Here is a 19,653-nt window from a genome sequence, read left to right as displayed (position 1 = left end):
ATTGTAAACTAATCTTACACAGCCCAAAGTGCGCCGCAATAGCGACTCTTGTTCGGGTGTGGGGTAAAATCGAAACGAATAGGCTTTTTCCCGGTCTCACATTCTGGCATATATGGTGTAAATGTGCTAGTATTTAACGGTAAAGCCAACCTAGAACGACGGGGTTTCAGACCCAAATTTTCGATGATCAGCACAAGCCACCTCCTAATTGAGCTTTTTTATGAAAATTCTGGTCTTAAATGCGGGATCGAGCAGTCAAAAAAGTTGTTTGTACGATTTAGAGTTTCTCCCTGACCATCCTCCGCAACCAATTTGGCAAGCGGGGATCGATTGGACAGTTAACCCTGATTACGGGGTTTTAACGGTAAAAGCTCAGGGAATTAAACAGGAAATTAATCTTTCTAGTCAGGATCGTCCGGCGGGAATTGCTCGGATGTTAGATACCTTAGTCACTGGCGAAACTAAGGTACTGGCTAACCTCGCCGACATTAGTATAGTCGGTCATCGAGTTGTCCATGGTGGCACGGAATATTCCCAGGCCACCATGATCACTCCCCAGGTCAAAGAAACGATTAAAAAGCTGATTCCCCTTGCTCCTAGCCATAATCCCGCTCATTTAGAAGGAATTGAAGCGATCGAGCAAGTTTTCGGCGATGTTCCTCAAGTAGCAGTGTTTGACACCGCTTTTCATCGTTCTATCCCTCCTGAGTCTTCTCTTTATCCCATTCCCTACCAATGGAGTGAACTGGGAATCCGTCGCTATGGTTTCCATGGCACCAGTCATCAGTACTGCTCCCAACGGGCCGCCGAATTGTTAGGAAAACCCCTAGAATCCTTGAAAATGGTGATCTGTCATCTGGGAAATGGCGCTTCCCTATCGGCAGTCAAGGGGGGTAAAAGTATTGATACTACTATGGGATTTACTCCTCTAGAGGGATTGATGATGGGAACCCGCAGCGGTTCGATCGATCCAGGGATTCTGATTTATCTAGAGCGAGAATATCAATACAATCCCGATAGTTTAAATAGCTTACTCAATAAAGAATCCGGTTTAAAGGGAATTTCGGGTATTTCTGGCGATATGCGGGCAATTACCACGGCGATGGCCGAAGGCAACGAGAGGGCAAAATTAGCATTTGAGATGTATATTCATCGTCTGAAAAGTTTAATCGGATCGATGATCGCTTCTCTAGAGGGGTTAGATGTCTTGGTATTTACGGCAGGAATCGGCGAAAATTCAGCTTTAGTACGGGAAAAAGCCAGTCAAGGCTGGTCTTTTTTGGGTTTAGAGTTAGATTTGGCTAAAAATGCCGCTCGTCCTCGGGATGAGGATATCGCCAGTGACACATCTAAAGTGCGAGTGATGGTAATTGCTACGGCGGAAGATTGGGCGATCGCACGAGAATGCTGGCATTTATATCAATAGACCTTACCTTTGGCTATTCTCTTTTGGCTGTTCCGTTGCGGGAATCTCCATAATCGGATGGTTAAGAGCAATCATCAAATGGTCTCCCTCTTGGCTAATACTGCTCGGACTGCTCGCCATTTGGGAGAGGGGATCATTGCGTTCGGAGACGAAGTAGGAACCAAAAGCGATCGCCATAGCGGTGAAAATTGCGCCACCATAAACATAATATTGCCGACGACGCTGACCATCGACTTTTCTGAACACCTGTTCTGCCAATCGGTCGCTGGCAATAGTAACCGGTACGGGAATTTGCCTTAAATTAGTTTGTAATCCCAAGAGCTGCCGATAGAGTTTTTTAGCAGCAGCATCATGGTCTAACCAATGCTGAACTAGCTTCCGTTCCTCTACCGTTACTTCGTTATCAATATAGGCGCTAATTAAATCGAAACGATGAGCTTCTTCGTTATCCTCATCTAAGAATAAAATATCCTCGGCTGCGGAGTTGGAATCGCTGTCATCGTGACGTAACAAAGACTTGATCCATTGAACGTCTTCGGGTTGATAATTATTCATGGTTGACCTCGACCAGAAGCGATCGGTATACAATCACTTTTCACCAGCACGGAGCTAGTTAACTTTAACGACTCCTCATTTCGACCGTTAGTGCCGAATCACCACAATTTTATTTAGCCTTCCGTAAAATAGGGCTGTAAAACAGATTGTAATTTAGCGCGAGCGCGAGCAATGCGGGATTTAACAGTTCCTAAAGAAACTCCCGTGATCTCGGCAATTTCTTCGTAGGCCATGCCTTCAATTTCTCGCAGAATAATAGTTGTCCGAAAAGCTTCTGGTAAATCAGCGATCGCAGCCTGTAATTGATCGTAGAATTCGTGGGTGGTGAGATGTTCATCGGGACTGGGGTAATCGGACTCGATATCCCAATCGATTTCGCCATCTTCCACGCGCCGGGGAGCATCGAGGGAAATGGGGTGATTAACCCGCTTGCGTTTCCGCAATTCGTCGTAAAAAAGATTAGTAGCAATGCGACTTAACCAACCGCGGAACTTGAGGGGTTCATGGAGACGGTTAATATTGCGATAGACGCGAATCCAGACCTCTTGAGCCAAATCAGCGCGATCTTGCCAATCGGGAGCCAAATGATAGAGTAATTTATCAATATGAGCTTGATAGCGCCGCAGCAGTTCCGCAAAGGCTGCTCGATCCGGCTGACAGCCTTCCTGACAGCGTGCAATTAGATCGTAGTTGGAGAGTTTGTCAGGGGACACGGGGTTTTGAGACTTTTTGGCCTCAAGTGACCAAGATGCTGGAATCGATTGACTCATGGGATTTCCTCTAAGGATATAAACTCCTCACTCAGAGCTTGAGGACGGGAGAATTCAGTAAAGGTTCCCGAAAGTAAATAATTTTTTTCCCATATTTTGATTCTAACCGATCGGGGCATTCATCTGGGGGAGCAAGTGGGGTGTCGGGTGTGGGGTGTATTTTCAGTGAACAGTAAACAGTAATCAGTGAACTAAAAACTCACATCTGATCACTGATTACTGATAACTGATACAAGACTGTCTCCTGAAGGCTCTGTAAGTTAGGTTTTTTCCTTAGCGAGAATAAAGACGCTGCCCTCGCTGCCGCGGCCGATGCGGAGATCTTCATCGAGATAGGTGATATCGAGCCAACCTGTTTGTTGGCGATTATTGAAAGAAAAATCGAGGGGAGGAAATTTTTTGCCACTCTCGATCGCTTCGATAAATTCTTGGGGAGAATGATAATTGAGAAGACGTTGCAGACCGAGGATCGAGCGCTCAAATTTGACCATTACCCGACGCTCGGATGTGGGTTCAAAGGTAGCGGAGACGATCACTGCTCCTTCTAACCAAGGTACACCGGTAATTTCAGCGATATTGTAGAGTTTGGACTTGTTCAGGTCGAGATATTGATAAATTTGCCCTAATTGAAAAAAAGGTAGGCGATCTATTCCCAGAATGTTGCGGCTGCTGGTGAATAGCAAACGCCAATTGCCCCCTAATAGTTGTTTAACTTCGAGGGGATGGGGATGGGGATTGTGATCCTCCAATTGTTCGATCGCCGCTAAAATCCGCACGCGGTCGCTTTCTGTCGCCAGGAGTCCGCGATTTCTACCAGCGATCAATTCTAATAATTTCGCTTTGGCATCCATAGAATCTCCCTTATTTATAAACTGCCTCGACCCGCTAGGTACTCGATCGAGGTTTTTGGTGGTCCCAAGAGGTTCACTTGCGCTGATGATTTCAGCGTTTCAACGGAGTTTTAACCTCGGTGAGCGGCATTTTCAACTGTTGACTTGATTATTTTAACACAGATTAAATGCCGCAGTTTTAAAATTTTTTCATAACCGTAATTAAGTGATCGAAATAGGGAGTAATTGCGTTTTTTTCTGAGTCGCTAAAATACTCTAAACTGTATTGTTTTAAGGCTTCTAACCCCGAAATCATTGCCCCTAATGGTACTGCAATTCTTGGTAAAGAAGACGCATATTTTCCAATCCCTCGGCACTGGTGTAGGGAATCTGTTGTCCGGCGATACCGTAGGTAATACAGCGTAAAAAGTTCCAGAAATCACGCCAACAAGCTTCGGCGCGGTGAGGTGGATAAAGATCGCCTCCGGGGTAAAAAATGGTAGGAAATTGGCTTAAGACAGTCTGACGAGCGTTATCAACGATAATATTAGCATTATCCCGCAGTTTTCGAGCTTGTTGACTATAAACAAGTAAATCAGGCTCTAAATTGACGATAGTATCTAAATCGCTATCGCTGAGATAGCAAGTTTGATCATCCGCTTGTTGCCAAATAGCGATCGCTGCTTGCTGATAGGGCCAATCAGCGAAACTGATGATTCTCGCTTTTGGGATTAATTGCTGGGCGCGCTCACTCAAAGGCATCGATCGCTCTCCGTTAGGTCAGATTAGGCAGTTAAGATCACTTCTATCATAAATGATCGAAAAATTAGCGATAACTCAAGATTTTTTGAAATCTATCCAAGAGGATCGCTTACAATAAACAAAAGCTAAGTCATTATATTTTGATCATCATGTCAGTTTTAATAGCGATCGGTGTACTTGCCCTATTAATTGTCGTTCACGAATTGGGTCATTTTGCCGCTGCTCGTTGGCAATCTATCCATGTTAATCGCTTTTCTATCGGTTTTGGTCCAGCTTTAGCTAAATATCAAGGTAAAGAAACGGAATACGCCCTCCGCGCCATTCCTTTAGGGGGTTACGTTGGTTTTCCCGATGACGATCCCGATAGTCAAATTCCCAATAACGACCCTGATTTATTACGCAATCGTCCTGTTTTCGATCGAGCTATCGTCATTAGTGCGGGAGTAATTGCTAATTTAATTTTTGCCTATTTTTTGCTTGTTACCCAAGTCGCTACGGTGGGTTTTCCCCAAATTAACTATCAAGAAGGGGTAATTATTCCTGAAGTTTTTACGGCTGAAAATTCCGTCGCTAAACAAGCGGGAATACAAGCGGGGGATATCGTTCTCGCTATCAATGATCAGCCCCTTGGTGCTTCTCAAAATGCCATTATTGACTTCCGTGACATTATTCAATCTTCCCCCGCTCAACCCCTAAAATTAACCATCAAACGCCCGACAGAAACGATCGATTTAATCGTTACTCCTGAATTGGGAAGTGATGGTCAGGGTAAAATTGGGGTTAGATTGGCTCCTAACGGTGAAGAAACTCGCCTGAAAGCCGATAATTTTGGGCAAGCTTTTAGCTTGGGTGCGGGGGAATTTCAGCGATTAATCCTATTAACCGTGCAAGGTTTTGGGCAGTTAGTTAGTAACTTCAAAGACAGTGTTCAACAGGTAGCAGGACCGGTTAAAATTGTCGAATACGGAGCGGCGATCGCTCGTAATGATGCGGGTAATCTTTTTCAATTTGCCGCCCTAATTAGTATTAACTTAGCGGTAATTAATATTCTGCCTTTACCTGCTCTTGATGGTGGTCAATTAGTATTTTTATTAATCGAGGCTTTGGTAGGTAAACCTCTCCCGACTAAACTGCAAGATAACATCATGCAAACAGGTCTAGTTTTACTCTTAGGATTAGGAGTGTTCTTAATCGTGCGCGACACGGCTAACCTAGCAGTTTTTCAGGATTTATTCCAGTGATGGACTCTCGAAAAAAAACTGAACCTCAACTGCGCGCCCTAGAAATTTTAAGCAACTTAAAGCGATTATATCCAGAGGCAACCTGTAGCTTAAATTATCAAACTCCCGTGCAGTTATTGGTGGCAGTGATTCTCTCGGCACAATGCACTGATGAGCGGGTAAATAAGGTGACTCCTGCTTTATTCGCTCGTTTTCCCGATGCTAAATCCTTAGCTTTTGCCGAGCGAGAGGAGTTAGAAACTCTCATTCGTTCCACGGGATTCTATCGCAATAAAGCTAAAAATATTCAGGGTGCTTGTCAAAAAATCCTCAAGGATTTTCAGGGGGAAGTACCCAAGACAATGGAGGAATTATTAACTTTACCCGGGGTAGCTAGAAAAACGGCTAATGTGGTACTCGCTCACGCTTACGGGATTATTGAGGGGGTGACAGTAGATACCCACGTTAAGCGCTTAAGTAATCGTTTGGGTTTAACTACTAATAACGATCCAGTGAAAATTGAACGGGATTTAATGGCTTTACTACCTCAACCGGATTGGGAAACTTTTTCTATTAGTATTATTTACCACGGCCGGGCAGTTTGTAAAGCAAGAAATCCCGCTTGTTTTTCCTGTCAATTGGCCACTCTTTGTCCCGCGGCAAAAGTAAGCTAATTAAGTAGGGAGGCACAATTATTTGTAGGATGGGTTAGCGGTAGTGTAACCCATGCAGACGTTGGGTTTCATACGTCAACCCAACCTACGTTCTCACACCTGATAACTGAAAACTCACACCTGATAACTGATAACTGATAACTGATAACTGATGTGGGGGGCTATAATGGGAAAAAATAGCTCATCCATCAATCTTATGAGTCAAGGATCTCGGCAAGAAATAAAAACCCAAGCAATAATCCTCGCTACCTTTGTGGCGATTTTTTGGCTGTTAGAGATTTTAGATCAATTTGTTTTTCGGGGCAGTTTAGACATTTTCGGGATTATTCCGCATCAAGTCATCGGATTGCGGGGTATTCTTTTCGCACCTTTCCTACACGGTGACTTTCCCCATCTTATCGCTAATACAGTTCCTTTCCTGATTCTCGGTTGGTTGGTGATGTTACAGGAAACCAGTGACTTTTTTATTGTGACTGGGTTGACTATGCTGGTGGGGGGGTTAGGAGTCTGGTTATTTGCTACTCCCGGCTCCATCCATATCGGGGCAAGTATCTTGATTTTTGGCTATTTAGGTTTTTTATTACTGCGGGGCTATTTCCAAAGAAATATTCCTTCTATACTCTTGTCAATTCTAGTCTTTTTACTCTACGGTGGCACAATTTGGGGCGTTTTGCCTTCCCGTCCGGGGATTTCTTGGCAAGGACATTTATTTGGTTTCCTAGGCGGGGTTTTAGCCGCCAAATTAATCGCCACCGAAAAGAAACATTACCTCTAAATGGGGGAAGCTTCTATCTCGCTACATACTTCATAAAAATCGGTGACAGGCGGTTTTGCAAACAGAGGAGCCATGGATTTCAGCAATAATTCATGGGTTTCGCTTTTATTGGCCTCCATATCATCGATTTTATCCCAGATGATCACGGCAATTCCTTCGTCGGTTCCGGGTTTTTGCAGCAGAAAAGCCCCTTGGAATCCCGTGGAATAGGTGGAAACGGCCTTTTCGTAGAGTTTTTGGGCCTCGGAAAAACACCCCGGTTTGAATTCACCAATAGCCACATAGGCGTATTTATGTTTGAGAAAATCGAGAAATTCTGGCATGGCAATGAGGGGAAATGGAATAAATCTTTCTTTCTACTCTCATTAAAACTTAGATCGATCGCCCCCTCCGCCCCATCCACATATTTTTTTAACTAAGCTTCCCCAATTGTCTCTTTTTTTGTTAGCTTATATGTAGTCGTTATGAGTTTGTATAAGTTCTATGATCAAAATCGTTGGTATTAATGGCAGTTTACGCCCCGGATCCTATAGTGCGATGGCGTTAGAAGTTGCTATCAGTCGAGTACAGGGGTTAGGAGTAGAAACGGAGATAATTGACCTGAGAAAACTCTCTTTACCCTTCTGTAATGGGGGAGATGACTATTCTGACTATCCCGATGTGGCCAAAATGCAGCAAACGGTTAAATCGGCAGCGGGATTAATTTTGGCGACACCGGAGTATCATGGCAGTGTCAGTGGTGTGATGAAGAATGCCCTAGATTTAATGAGCTTTGAGGAGTTATCGGGAAAGGTTGCTGGATTAATCAGTGTTTTAGGCGGCCAATCCAATAGTAACGCCCTAAATGATTTAAGAATCATTCTCCGTTGGGTTCACGCTTGGGTAATTCCGGAACAAATTGGCTTAGGACAAGCGTGGAAAGTCTTCAACGAAGAAGGAAAAATCCTTGACGAGAAGCTTTCCCAACGTTTTGACGCTTTTGCGCGAAGTTTAGTCGATAATACCCGTAAACTCAACGATATCTAGTAATATCGATGGTGATTTTACCGGTGAAATGGGGAATTGGGGCGGCAGGTTTCGATAATTGTACTCTTACCTGTCGCACTCGATCGAGTTGTAGGATATCCTCAGCGATAACCGTGGCCAATTTTTCCACTAGGGCAAATTTGCCGGTTTCAATCTGGTGTTTGACAATTTCGATCGCCTGTCGATAATCTAGGGTATCTTCAATTGCGTCACTTTTGCCAGCAATGCTGATATCAACTTCTAGGGATAAATCCACCTCAAACCATTGACCTAAAACCTGTTCTTCGGCCAGATATCCTGTATAACCGTAGGCACGAATTCCCGTAACGTGAATAGTATCCATAGATAGTTAAATTTAAAAACTGGCAGCGTTGGTCACAAAGATGAAGTGTAACCTAATTTGGTATCGACGACCCACTCCCCAAAACGAAAACTTCCTACCCGACCATTAAGATAACTGCTATAAATTATAGTTTAGACGGCTCTTACCTGTTCGGCGTAATCTTTGGAGCGTAGTTGACGGAAACCTTGAAAAGCCAGTTGTCTCAAATTTAGAGGTAAATAGGAAAGCAGTAAACCCAGTCTAGCTCGTCGGGATTTTCCTAACAATTGCGAGGCTTTTTCTATTAAAACTCGCCCAGCTTCGGTTTCTCCCTTTTCAATTAATTTTATTCCCAAAGATTCCTGTAAAAAAGCCGCTTTTTTTACTCTTTCTTCTTCTAACTTTACATCATTAAAGTGATAACCTTCTGTACAAAACAGTTTTGCTTGCAAAAAGTGAACCGCTTGTTTTAAGCTAGTTTGACCGCCATGGAAACGATATTCCATTAATAATTCCGGCAGAAAATAAGCTTGTTTTCCCGCTAAAGCTAAACGCACTAATAAATCAAAATCTTCACAACCATCCGCTTGAGAGCGCATATAATCCACATCGGCTAAAGATTGATAACGAAAAAGAGTCGAACCCACCTGTAAACTTTGATAAGAAAAAGTTTGTCTCTCTAAATCAGTAATAATCCCTTGTTGTAATCTGTCTTTGCCCCATTTCGCTGAATTTTCCTGGGTTGCCGAGGCAACTTTTTGTCCAAATTTATCAATAATCCAGTGATCGGTACAGACAAAATCAACGTTTTTTTCTTGATCTAAAATAGGGACAGTTTTCGCTAAAAATTCAGGAGTTAGTCCATCATCATCATCGAATTTAATAAAATATTCTCCCCGAGCAGCCGTAAAACCCGATCGCATATTTAAACTTCTACCAAGATTTTGGGGATGACGCAGATAAAGTATTCTCGAATCCTGAAATGCTGCCACCACTTCTGGGGTATGATCAGAAGAACCATCATCACAAACAATTAACTCAAAATCTTCATAAGTCTGCCGCAAGACACTATTAATCGAATAGGTGAGATAATCGGCGCGGTTATAGGTGGGAATACAAACAGTTACTTTCGGCATAATATTTTCAGTAATCAGTAATCAGTAATCAGTAATCAGTTATTCGTTATTAGTGAACAGGGATATCGGGATATCGAGAGAGAAAAGCTAACGGCTGAAGGCTGATGGCTAAAAAGCTGACGGCTGACGGCTTTAAAAGTATTTTTACATTTTTCCAAAGGGATGTTAAGTTTTAGGTTATTGAATGAGTAACCTTGATAGCCATGGCTCCTAAAATAGCAGGGATTATCTGTACCCACAACCGCGATCACTACCTAGCAGGAGCGATCGATAGTCTTTTAGCGCAAACCTGTCCAGATTGTGAGATTTTAGTGGTTGATAACGCATCCACCGATAAAACCCGTCAAGTGGCCCAGTCGCGTCTGGGAGATGGGCGGCTAAAATACGTTTACGAACCTATTTTAGGGCTATCTACCGCCAGAAATCGCGGGGCGAAGGAAACTAGAGCGCCGATTTTAGCCTATTTGGATGACGATGCGATCGCTAGTCCTCAATGGTTAGAAATTCTGTTAAATGCCTACGAAAATAACGAAAAACTGGCAGTAGCGGGGGGAAAAGTCACTCTTATTTGGCCGCAAGGCTACAGTCAACCCAATTGGTTATCCGATGAGTTAGCAGGGGGTTTAGGGGCTTTCGATTTGGGCGACAATGTGGTATACATTAGCCAGGCGAATTTAACTCCGCGAGGGGTTAATTACTCAATTCGGCGGGATTTCTTGGATAAAATTGGCGGTTTTGACCCTAATTTGGGAAGAATTGGGAAAAAACTTCTCTCTAACGAGGAATTATACACGACAGAACTGGCACTCGCCCAGGGATGGCAAGTGGGCTATTTTCCCACCGCATTGGTGGAACACAATGTGGCCCCGGAAAGAATCAATCGTCAATGGTTTATGCGTCGTAGTTGGTGGCAAGGCATCAGCGAACACTACCGGGAAGAAGTGGCAGGAAGGACGGGATTGGCTCAATTTAGGCGAGGAGGTGAGCGTTTGGTGAGAGGATTGGTTAAATATGTCAAATTTATCAATGATCCCGCTAAAAGCTTTGATAATCTTCTCTATGCCTACGGACAAATCGGTTATTTAAGCGAGGCCGCCAAGGCGATGTTAAACCCTCAAAAGTAAATTATTGTAAATAAATGAGTAAAAAAGCGTTAATTTGTGGTATATCGGGGCAGGATGGAGCCTACCTAGCCGAATTACTGTTAAAAGCCGGCTATACAGTTTGTGGCACCTCCCGGGATGCCCAAATGTCCTCTTTTAGTAACCTAAAACGTTTGGGAATCAAGGAACAGGTAAAACTAGAATCAATGGCACTGAACGACTTTCGCAGTGTCCTACAAGTCTTAATTAAAATTCAGCCCGATGAGGTCTATAATTTGGCTGGACAAAGTTCTGTGGGTTTATCCTTCGAGCAGCCAGTGGAAACCTTAGAAAGTATTGCCACGGGAACCTTAAATCTCTTAGAAGCAATTCGATTTACCGGAGCAAAAATTAAATTATATAATGCAGGATCGAGTGAATGTTTCGGGGATATCGGCGATAATTCTGCCGACGAAAATACCCCTTTTCGTCCTCGCAGTCCCTACGCTGTGGCCAAATCGGCGGCTTTTTGGGAAGTGGCTAATTATCGAGAAGCCTACGGAATTTTTGCCTGTTCAGGCATACTTTTCAATCATGAATCTCCTCTGCGTCCCGAGCGCTTTGTTACCCAAAAAATTATCGCTGCCGTGGCTAGAATTGCCCAAGGAAGTCCCGAGACTTTACACTTAGGAAATATGGATATTCAAAGGGATTGGGGTTGGGCTCCGGAGTACGTTGAAGCGATGTATTTAATGCTGCAACAGGAGCAACCCGATGATTACGTGATTGCCACGGGAGAAAGTTCAAAACTGGAGGATTTTGTCGCCACAGCTTTTGCTACTGTTGGCTTAAATTGGCAAGATCATGTAATTTCCGATCGAAGTTTATTAAGACCAACAGATTTAGCCATTAGTCGCGGCAATCCCAACAAAGCTAAGGAAAAATTAGGTTGGCAAGCACAATACAAAATGACTGATATTGTCCGCATGATGGTAGAAAATCGTTTAGAGAAATAGCCATGAATATCTTAATGATTAGTTCCACCTTTCCCTATCCACCCAGCAAAGGAGGAACTCAGGGCAGAACTTTTAATTTACTCAAGTATCTCAGCAAAAATCATGATATTACTCTCATGGTTCAGCGTACTGCTGATGTCAGCGATGAGGAGGTAGAAAAGTTAGGTAACTTTGTTAGTGAATTGGTAGTTTTTCCCCGTCCTCAAGATGCCAAAACTGGAATAATTGCTAAACTGCAAAGATTAGCTCAATTCCTGAAAACGGGAACCCCTCCCAATGTACTTTTTGGCTATTCTCAAGAGATGCAGAACTGGATAGATAGGGCAGTTAAGAGTCAAAAATTCTCAGTCATTACCAGTGAACATAGCGTTAATGAAATTTATATTCGTTCCGAATGGCAACGGCAAATTAGGACAGTAATTGATGTGCATAGTTCCCTCTATCAAACCAGCAAAAGTCAATTAGAAATTGGGGTTTCTAGTCAAAAATTACGGGATCGTCTCTACCTTCCTCTCCTGCGTCGCTACGAACAAAAAACTGTGCAGAAATTCTCAAAAATTGTCGTCACCACCGATGATGATCAAAAACAAATGCGAGAATTCGCTCCCAAGAAAGAGATTTATTTAATTCCTAATGCAGTCGATTTAGATTTATTTCCCTATCGTACCGAGGCTCCTGCTGGACATAATTTAGTTTTTATCGGTGGGTTAGATTATTGGGTTAATATCGATGCGTCCTGTTTTTTAGCTAGGGAAATTTTACCTCGTATTCAAATTACTTACCCCGATACTACTTTAACTCTAGTCGGTGCTAATCCATCCCTAGAAGTGCAAGAATTAACTAAGTTAAAAGGAGTGATTGTGACGGGACGAGTACCATCAATGACCACCTATCTTCATCAGGCAACTGTGGCAGTTATTCCCCTAAGAACGGGTTTTGGAATGAAGTTTAAAACCCTAGAATCTATGGCCGCAGGGGTGCCTGTGGTGGCCAGCGATCGAGGTTTAGAAGGGTTAACAGTGGAAGGAAATAATGTTCCTTTAGCAGCCTTAAGGGCTAATAGTATTGAGGAATATTGTACGGCGATTAGTAGTCTTTTTGAATCGGCAGAGTTGCGAGAAAAATTATCTAGAAACGCTCGCAAGTTAATCGAAGATAATTATACTTGGCAGCAAGCAGCCGCTAAGTACGAACAAGTTTTGACTGCTGATATTTGTTAGACAATTTCTCTAATTTTTTGTAAATTAATATGCTATCAAATCAAATAACAGTGAAAATATCTGTTGTTGTTCCTCTCTATAACGAAGAGGAAAATATCGATGTTCTCTTTAGCCGACTTTTAGCAGTTTTAGAGGCACTAAATACCAGTTATGAGGTCATTTGCGTCAATGATGGTAGTCGTGATAATACTCTCAAAAATCTCGTGGAATATCATCAACGTTATCCACAAATTAAAGTGGTTAATTTATCCCGTAATTTTGGTAAAGATATTGCCATGTCAGCAGGAATTGATTACAGTCAAGGGATGGCAGTAATTCCTATTGATGCTGATTTACAAGATCCCCCCGAATTAATTGCCGAAATGATCGAAAAATGGCACGAGGGTTATGATGTGGTTTATGCGTCCCGTCGGGTTAGAATTGGCGAAAGTTGCTTGAAACGTTTCACCGCTGGGGGTTTCTATCAAGTCATTAATAAATTAAGTCGGGTTCCTATTCCCCCTAATACGGGAGATTTTCGCTTAATCGATCGCCGAGTGGTAGAATCAATTAAAAAAATGCCCGAACGTCAAAGATTTATGAAAGGAATATTTGCTTGGGTGGGATATAAACAGACATCAATTTTATTCGATCGAGAACCACGGTATCAAGGACAAACTAAATGGAATTACTGGAAATTATGGAATTTTGCCATCGATGGTATTACCTCTTTTAGTTTTTTGCCTCTGAAAGTCTGGACCTATGTAGGATTTATCATTGCACTTGTTAGTCTTGTTTATGCTAGTTTTTTAATGCTCAGAACTATTATTTTAGGAATCGACGTACCCGGATACGCTTCTCTGATGGTTGCTGTCCTATTTTTAGGAGGAATTCAATTACTGACTCTTGGTATTATTGGCGAATATATTGGCAGGGTTTATGAAGAAGTAAAGGGCCGGCCACTTTATCTTGTTCGAGATTGTTATGGTTTTGAAAATAGGGAACAAGTTACTGATAAAATAACTCAAAATTAAAATACTGACAAGAGGAGAATTAAGTCTATGAATACCGAAGTTTTTCAGCAATTTTTTGCCTATTGTGTCGGTAGTTGGCAAACGGAAAGAACCTATCATTATCTAGCTGATCAAGAAGTGGAACGTTCCCGTACTGAATTCCTCATTCAACCCCTCACTAGGGAGATTAAACAGAAAGTTCTGACAGATAATAACTATCCCGATATTGCCGATTTAGAAACTATACCCGGGTTTAATTTAGGTTTCTATACCATCTCGGAAAAAGGAGAAGAAGTGCAACAAAATCTTAATCTTTTATTTGTGGTTAAAGCAGAAAATAACGGTTATTTAGAAGGGGATTATCTTCGTGATCGCGCCTACGAAGAAGCAAGACCAATTATCTCCGCTTTTCGCTTTGATTCCACCACCAGAGAGTTATTAATGACCACCAATTATACTCGCAGTGTTTCCGTGGATTCAATTACTTTAATCAATCCAGACCTGCGAATTCGCAAAATTATTAACTATCAACGTCCCAAGGAGGGGGAACCCTTGGAAAAAGTTCTCTTGGTCGGTTTTGGGGTTGAGTGTAAAGTCAGTTAAAAAAATATTTCTTTTCCCCCCTTGATTCTCCAGTCAAGGGGAGATTTTATCATGGGGAAACGATAGGATTAAGGAGCAAAAATAATGCTCAAAATCGGTCAACTTTCCCGAGAAAGTGGTGTTTCGATTAAAACGATTCGTTATTACGAGGAATTAGGACTAATTCAGTCCCCTGAGAGGACAGAGGGACAATTTCGCCTATTTACTCCCGATACTGTCCATCGCTTGCTGTTTGTCAAAAGATTGCAATCTTTGGGTTTAAGTCTGCAAGAGATCCGCGAATGTTTAGTAATTCATGACCATGGTGAGTTACCCTGTGGAGATATTCAGGAAAAATTAATTAAACATATTGCTGAGATCGATCAACAAGTGGAACAATTGCTTTTATTGCGTCAACAATTAACCGAAACCCTGCAAGTATGGACGGATACACCTGTAAAAGACGATCAATTTATTTGCCCTAATCTCAAGGTTTAACTATCATGAAAAAGTTGATTCTATTGGTAACTGTAGCACTGATTTCTACTCCTGTAATTGCTCAACATTTACATCTTGATTCACCTCAAACTCAGACTTTACAAGCAATTCCTGACAATATACCAGCTTGGATGTATAACAAGCAACGTAATCATATTTATCCCCAAAGAGGGGTTTATAACAATGCAATTTATAATGTCAGAGATTTAGCTTTAGACTTGAATGCGATCGCTGTTGGTCATGCCTTTGCTTACGAAGATATCGTAACGGGAAAAGCGAAAGATTTAGAAACTAAGACATACCAAAAAATTAATTTGGTTTTAAAAAATCCGCCTAAATTTATGCCCGACGAGGGTAATATTTCCCCAACTTTTGGCAGAAAATACGGTGTTTTAGAACAGGTTTTCGAGTGGGCGCATATTTTCCATGCTCAAACCGTTGATGTTTTAGCCAGTAGCAAATTAACTAACAAGGAAAAAGAAGCAGAAATTGAAAAATTATATCAATTTTACTTGACAAAAGTTCCCTATGCTATTAGCGGATTACCGATGAATATGGGTTATCTGGATTCCCAGCCTTATTCTAAAGCTTTTCGCCAGAAATATCCGAAAGTTAATGGCTTATTTTGGGGCTACCATTGGTTACAAGGAACAATGTATGACTTGCTCTATGAGAAGACGCTAGAAGAACAAAAACAAGCTTATAAACAGGTAGGAAAACAATACCATAGTCAGGAATTGTATCGCACTGATCGAGCTTTTATGCCGATGTTTGCCGAACTTAGTCCCAAGTTTGCCCGACGTTTTTCCGAAATATCTAACACCTTCGATAACCTGCATATGTTGCACGATATGGTTAATGATATTCTGGCATCAGATTGGCTAACTACCCAACAAAAAGACGAACAAATTACCCGCGCTATTTGGTTAGTAATGGCTGCTAATCACCAAGGAATGGAAGCAGGAAAAAATTATGGTGGTGAAGGACTACACGATCATCGTTTTGAGTCAGGAATTCCGGGGATGGGATTAATGCCAGCAGATATTTCTCACGAAGATCATAATCACGAAAATCCTCATAATTCTGAGAAAAAACCTGATAATTCTCAGGGACATGAGGGGGGAGATTACCAACACCATAACCACGAAAATTACTCTCCAGAAAACCCTCCTAATACGGATAAAAAACCTGGCGACAGCAATGATCAAGAGGAAATGAAAAAATGAGAAGATTTTTATTAATTGCTCTGGGTTTAGTTGCCAGTTTAACTAATCCAGTTTTTGCCAACGATCATAATAATCTTGATTCTGGTCGTCCCCTTTCTTTTGATGATGCTGAAAGTATTGGTTTTGGGGAACAATCGATAGAATTTGGAGGAAGTCTAGTCTTTCCTGAAAATAGTAATCTTGGGGGTGAGTTTGATATTGAATACCTCAACGGTATTATTCGCAATGGTCATATTATTATCGGCATCGATCCGCAGGTGGGAGGTCGAGTTAATAGTGATGATACGGATTTTGATGTGGGAAATTTATCTGTAGGTTTTTTCTATAATTTCAATCGTGAATACGATAATGTTCCCGCTTTTGCCATTCGTACCGATTTAGGATTACCGACGGGAAATAATGCTAGGGGATTAGATTTTCGTCTGCGGGGAATTGCCAGTAAAACTGTTGGTCAATTCCATCGCTTGCATCTTAATCTCGATTTAAACATAAAAACTGACCCCGATAACGGCGATCGATCTTTTTTACCCGCTGCAATTCTCGGTTATTCGCGACCGATTGGTTATCCGAAACGCTTCGATCAAACTTTTTTAGCAGAATTGGGCGTAATTACCAGCGATAATAGTAATGGTGGCGTTTTAATTCGCACTGGTATGGGAATTCGTCAGCAAATTCATCGCCAAGGTGGGATCGATTGGGGTATCGAGGGGGATATTGCTACTAATGGCCATGATCAAAGTCAATTAAAGTTAAAAATCGGTTATTCTTTCAGATTTTAGGATTTTTCCATAGCCTGCTATTAAAAGCTAAAATAGATGAAGTATAACTTAAATTTTGGTTTGACTGGGAGTACGAGGGGGTTTGGAGGTCCACATCTTCTCATCCCTGAAAACAACAGGGATATCTTATCAGTTGTCCGCAGGTAGCGACTCCCTATTCTCAGCTTCGTACCTCATCATTAAGATAACTGAGAGAGAAAAAAGGCTGTAAATCTGTTGTCATTCCCTTTTAAGTCGCAAAAAAGCTCTTTAACCGTTGTCGCAGCCAAGAGACGGGATTTTTCAGGTCTTCCGAGTCTAAAAGCCCCATTTCTCGCAATTTCTGCTGACATTCGCCCAATTCCTCTTGACGTTGGGTGAGTGCCTGAGTGAATTCCTCCGCTAGAGCCGGATAAGTAGTGATAAGATGCTGAAACCCCTGACGATCGAGCAAAAATAACAAGGTTTCCCCCACTGCTTGCATAGTGGTGGGATAGGGAACCTCTAACATTAACGGTAATTCCCCAAAATATTGACCTTTATTAAAAGTAAAAATTTTACGACTGATTTTATCGTTTTCATAAAAAGCATCCATTTGTCCCTGCAAAACAATACAGAAATAATTAGTTCTTTCTCCCTGTCTAATTAAAATATCCCCGTCCTGGAGATGTTTACGACAACCCATTTCAATTAATACACGCAATTGCAGATCGTTAAAATGTTTAAAGTAACTCACCTCCAATAACATTTCTTTTAACGATAGCGGTTTTGAAGGTTTAACTATCTCCTGATCCTGTTCCTTAACTGCCTCAAAACTGTCGGTATTATGCAACCATAACTCTCGCTGGGGAAAAGGAATCGTTATGCCCCGATGACGCAGATTATGCTCGATAATGAAGTGTAGGGAACTTCTCAGAAAAACGGCCTGTTCGACTTTTTCCACCCATACCCACAACTCAAAATTTAAAGCACTATCACCAAAACCGTTAAAAATCACCTTGGGAAGCGGATTAAAGGCAATTTCTACCGACATATAGGCTGATTGCAGCAGAATTTCCGTCACTATCAAAGGATCTGTACCGTAGGCAACTCCCACCGGCACAATGACTCGAATGCGCGAGTCGGGATAATGCCAATTCTGGACGCGATTGCTAGTTAAGATTGTGTTAGGAACGATTAACTCTGCACCATCAACAGTGCGAATGGTGGTGGAACGAATCGATATTTCCCGGATATAACCCTTTGTTTGCTCAAATTCGATAAAATCGCCCACTTTTAACTTGCGTTCCACCAACAAAGTTAAACCACTGGTGAGATTTTTGGTTAACTCCTGCAAACCGAAACCGATACCCACCCCCAAACCACCGGCTAAAACAGCGATCGAAGCGAGATTGAATCCAGTCAATTGTAGGGCGATAATATAACCAAAAGCCCCAAAAGCAAAACTAGCCAGAGTTGCGATCGCTTCTCGATTACCTTCATCAAAACCGATACTTTTCAGCAGACGATTTTTTAGTAAACTTTTAAAAGCGATCGTCAGACAGGTGACAAGAACAAACAGTACAAGAATACTAATAATCCAACCAAGAGTGATGGAAACTCCCCCAGCGCGCCAAAGGGGAGTGTTAAAAAAGGGCGTTAACCAAGCTGAGGGAGAGAAAGTCATCGCTAAAGTTTAGATTTGATAGGGATTACCCAGGCGATTCACAAAAACATTGTAATCTAAGGGTAAACGCCCCGGATTAAGCCGCGGTTCCGCCGCGTAACCGATGGGAACGACAACAGCGATCGCTAGATGGGGATGATCGGCAGCACCGATCACAGCTTTTACCTTGTCCTCGATCCAACCGTTGAGAAAACAACTAGATAAACCGAGACTTTCAGCAGCCAAAACCAGATGAGTAGCGGCGATCATGGCATCCTTAATCGCGTATTCCCGGGTTTTTTCGCCTAAATCCTTTTGAAATCCGGGTATTGCCTGTTTAAAATATTTTACCGTGCCTTCGTTCCAAGCACCCGTACTGAGAGCCTGTTCATAGATGGGGGTTAGATCTCCTCCTCCTGCGGCAGCATCGGCAGCGAAAACAAAAGTAACCGGCGCTTGGATAATTTGCTTTTGTCCCCAAGCGGCCTCGGCTAAAGCGGCCTTTTGTGCCGGATCTTGTACTAGAATAATTCGCCAATCTTGGATGTTGAAACTACTAGGTGCGGCAACGGTTAATTCTACTAGGGTTTTTAGCAGTTCTGGGGCGATCGGATCGGTGGTAAAAGTTTTAATAGAACGACGTTGATTAATCGCCGTGGGAACATCGAGAGGCAAGTTCATAAAGTCAGTTGATCGAGTTACATATTTCTAATTATTATAGGGTCAAGCTATCAGCCTCAGCCTTCGGTGTGACCGAAAATTTGGGTACAAGCCCCGCCATGCCCGCGCAGGGTCGGGCGGCTTTTAAAATATTAAGTTTCCATTTTATTTCCTTTGTGCTAAAATATTGATACTCAGTCAAGCATTGTCAAAATGTTTGTACTAGAATACAAAGTTAAGCCAAAACCTAATCAGATAGAAGCCATTAATGAGGCAATACGAACAACCCAATTTGTTCGCAATAAAGTTCTGCGTTATTGGATGGATAATCGGGGTGTTGGCAAAACCGAGTTATTTCGGTACAACACAGCATTAAGAAAAGAGTTTAAATTTGTTGATGATTTAAACTCCCATGCTTGCCAGACTGCTGTAGAAAGAACCTTGCGGGCAATTACTCGGTTTTACGATAATTGCCAAA

Annotated in this window: 21 protein-coding genes and 3 pseudogenes; 14 read left to right on the top strand and 10 right to left on the bottom strand. The window is 42.2% G+C overall.

Translation table 11 applies throughout. The annotated features are described in order from the left end of the window. Nucleotides 1–90 (bottom strand): annotated as a pseudogene (locus BGL89_RS05810) (helix-turn-helix domain-containing protein); the annotation flags it as partial. 130 nt (nt 91–220) lie between these two features. Here BGL89_RS05810 and BGL89_RS05805 point away from each other — a divergent pair. After that, nucleotides 221–1,426, top strand: coding sequence for an acetate kinase (locus tag BGL89_RS05805; RefSeq protein WP_286824891.1), 1,206 nt, complete (start codon nt 221–223; stop codon nt 1,424–1,426). A 3-nt stretch (nt 1,427–1,429) separates the two neighbouring features. On the opposite strand, the gene BGL89_RS05800 is transcribed toward BGL89_RS05805, so the two are convergent. The 4 genes and pseudogenes from BGL89_RS05800 to BGL89_RS05785 form a co-directional block, all read right to left on the bottom strand. Further along, nucleotides 1,430–1,981 (bottom strand): anti-sigma factor family protein, encoded by a 552-nt coding sequence (locus BGL89_RS05800; protein WP_286824889.1) that lies wholly within the window; start codon nt 1,979–1,981, stop codon nt 1,430–1,432. Nucleotides 1,982–2,094: 113 nt separating this feature from the next. Then, a complete protein-coding gene (locus tag BGL89_RS05795) occupies nt 2,095–2,751 on the bottom strand; it encodes a sigma-70 family RNA polymerase sigma factor (RefSeq protein ID WP_002802236.1) in 657 nt (218 codons plus the stop codon). Nucleotides 2,752–3,011: 260 nt separating this feature from the next. Then, nucleotides 3,012–3,602 (bottom strand): PAP/fibrillin family protein, encoded by a 591-nt coding sequence (locus BGL89_RS05790; RefSeq protein ID WP_286824887.1) that lies wholly within the window; start codon nt 3,600–3,602, stop codon nt 3,012–3,014. A gap of 178 nt (nt 3,603–3,780) precedes the next feature. Beyond that, nucleotides 3,781–4,343, bottom strand: a pseudogene (locus BGL89_RS05785) (bilin-binding protein). A 149-nt stretch (nt 4,344–4,492) separates the two neighbouring features. On the opposite strand from BGL89_RS05785, the gene rseP reads away from it, so the two are divergent. From rseP to BGL89_RS05770, 3 genes are all read left to right on the top strand, one after another. Then, nucleotides 4,493–5,584: an RIP metalloprotease RseP gene (rseP, locus tag BGL89_RS05780; RefSeq protein ID WP_286824886.1), complete on the top strand. Its 1,092-nt coding sequence runs from the start codon at nt 4,493–4,495 to the stop codon at nt 5,582–5,584. Beyond that, nucleotides 5,584–6,237: an endonuclease III gene (nth, locus tag BGL89_RS05775; RefSeq protein ID WP_286824885.1), complete on the top strand. Its 654-nt coding sequence runs from the start codon at nt 5,584–5,586 to the stop codon at nt 6,235–6,237. The genes rseP and nth overlap by 1 nt, the downstream gene beginning before the upstream one ends. Nucleotides 6,238–6,403: 166 nt before the next feature. Then, nucleotides 6,404–7,012, top strand: a complete 609-nt coding sequence (locus tag BGL89_RS05770) for a rhomboid family intramembrane serine protease (RefSeq protein ID WP_286824884.1) — start codon at nt 6,404–6,406, stop codon at nt 7,010–7,012. Here BGL89_RS05770 and BGL89_RS05765 read toward each other — a convergent pair. Next, entirely contained in the window at nt 7,009–7,335 is a 327-nt protein-coding gene (locus BGL89_RS05765) for an antibiotic biosynthesis monooxygenase (protein ID WP_286824883.1), read from the bottom strand. The two genes, BGL89_RS05770 and BGL89_RS05765, sit on opposite strands and share 4 nt — an antisense overlap. A 160-nt stretch (nt 7,336–7,495) precedes the next feature. On the opposite strand from BGL89_RS05765, the gene BGL89_RS05760 reads away from it, so the two are divergent. Beyond that, nucleotides 7,496–8,038, top strand: coding sequence for an NADPH-dependent FMN reductase (locus BGL89_RS05760; protein ID WP_286824882.1), 543 nt, complete (start codon nt 7,496–7,498; stop codon nt 8,036–8,038). Here the strand turns inward: BGL89_RS05760 and folB are convergent. Then, a complete protein-coding gene (gene folB, locus BGL89_RS05755; protein ID WP_286824881.1) occupies nt 8,025–8,381 on the bottom strand; it encodes a dihydroneopterin aldolase in 357 nt (118 codons plus the stop codon). The two genes, BGL89_RS05760 and folB, sit on opposite strands and share 14 nt — an antisense overlap. Before the next feature lie 131 nt (nt 8,382–8,512). Beyond that, nucleotides 8,513–9,496 (bottom strand): glycosyltransferase family 2 protein, encoded by a 984-nt coding sequence (locus BGL89_RS05750; protein WP_286824880.1) that lies wholly within the window; start codon nt 9,494–9,496, stop codon nt 8,513–8,515. Between the two features lie 203 nt (nt 9,497–9,699). Between BGL89_RS05750 and BGL89_RS05745 the strand changes: the two genes are divergently transcribed. The 8 genes from BGL89_RS05745 to BGL89_RS05710 all read left to right on the top strand — a co-directional run bounded on the left by BGL89_RS05745 (nt 9,700) and on the right by BGL89_RS05710 (nt 16,891). Next, nucleotides 9,700–10,620: a glycosyltransferase family 2 protein gene (locus BGL89_RS05745; protein ID WP_286824879.1), complete on the top strand. Its 921-nt coding sequence runs from the start codon at nt 9,700–9,702 to the stop codon at nt 10,618–10,620. Nucleotides 10,621–10,634: 14 nt separating this feature from the next. Continuing rightward, a complete protein-coding gene (locus BGL89_RS05740) occupies nt 10,635–11,594 on the top strand; it encodes a GDP-mannose 4,6-dehydratase (RefSeq protein ID WP_286824878.1) in 960 nt (319 codons plus the stop codon). A gap of 2 nt (nt 11,595–11,596) precedes the next feature. Further along, the gene (locus BGL89_RS05735; protein WP_286824876.1) at nt 11,597–12,814 is read left to right on the top strand and encodes a glycosyltransferase family 4 protein; all 1,218 of its coding nucleotides are present in this window, start codon (nt 11,597–11,599) and stop codon (nt 12,812–12,814) included. Nucleotides 12,815–12,843: 29 nt separating this feature from the next. Next, nucleotides 12,844–13,827, top strand: a complete 984-nt coding sequence (locus tag BGL89_RS05730) for a glycosyltransferase family 2 protein (RefSeq protein WP_286824875.1) — start codon at nt 12,844–12,846, stop codon at nt 13,825–13,827. A gap of 27 nt (nt 13,828–13,854) precedes the next feature. Continuing rightward, the gene (locus BGL89_RS05725; RefSeq protein WP_286824874.1) at nt 13,855–14,409 is read left to right on the top strand and encodes a phycobiliprotein lyase; all 555 of its coding nucleotides are present in this window, start codon (nt 13,855–13,857) and stop codon (nt 14,407–14,409) included. An 84-nt stretch (nt 14,410–14,493) separates the two neighbouring features. Further along, the gene (locus BGL89_RS05720; RefSeq protein ID WP_286824873.1) at nt 14,494–14,886 is read left to right on the top strand and encodes a MerR family transcriptional regulator; all 393 of its coding nucleotides are present in this window, start codon (nt 14,494–14,496) and stop codon (nt 14,884–14,886) included. Between the two features lie 5 nt (nt 14,887–14,891). Continuing rightward, nucleotides 14,892–16,112 carry a hypothetical protein gene (locus BGL89_RS05715; protein WP_286824872.1) on the top strand — a complete coding sequence of 407 codons (1,221 nt, stop codon included), beginning with the start codon at nt 14,892–14,894 and terminating at the stop codon, nt 16,110–16,112. After that, nucleotides 16,109–16,891, top strand: a complete 783-nt coding sequence (locus BGL89_RS05710; RefSeq protein ID WP_286824871.1) for a hypothetical protein — start codon at nt 16,109–16,111, stop codon at nt 16,889–16,891. Before BGL89_RS05715 ends, BGL89_RS05710 begins: the two co-directional genes overlap by 4 nt. Before the next feature lie 229 nt (nt 16,892–17,120). Here the strand turns inward: BGL89_RS05710 and BGL89_RS05705 are convergent, their stop codons facing one another. Both BGL89_RS05705 and BGL89_RS05700 read right to left on the bottom strand, forming a co-directional pair. Beyond that, the gene (locus BGL89_RS05705; protein ID WP_286824870.1) at nt 17,121–18,536 is read right to left on the bottom strand and encodes a mechanosensitive ion channel domain-containing protein; all 1,416 of its coding nucleotides are present in this window, start codon (nt 18,534–18,536) and stop codon (nt 17,121–17,123) included. A 9-nt stretch (nt 18,537–18,545) separates the two neighbouring features. After that, nucleotides 18,546–19,196 (bottom strand): nitroreductase family protein, encoded by a 651-nt coding sequence (locus BGL89_RS05700; protein WP_286824869.1) that lies wholly within the window; start codon nt 19,194–19,196, stop codon nt 18,546–18,548. A 192-nt stretch (nt 19,197–19,388) separates the two neighbouring features. Here BGL89_RS05700 and BGL89_RS05695 point away from each other — a divergent pair. Then, a pseudogene (locus BGL89_RS05695) lies at nt 19,389–19,653 on the top strand (RNA-guided endonuclease TnpB family protein); the annotation flags it as partial.

This window comes from Microcystis sp. LSC13-02 (genome assembly GCA_002282935.1).
In the GTDB taxonomy this organism is placed as follows: Bacteria; Cyanobacteriota; Cyanobacteriia; order Cyanobacteriales; family Microcystaceae; genus Microcystis.
The sequence above is the reverse complement of the archived record's forward strand: the minus strand, read 5'-3'. Positions and strand labels throughout refer to the sequence as shown.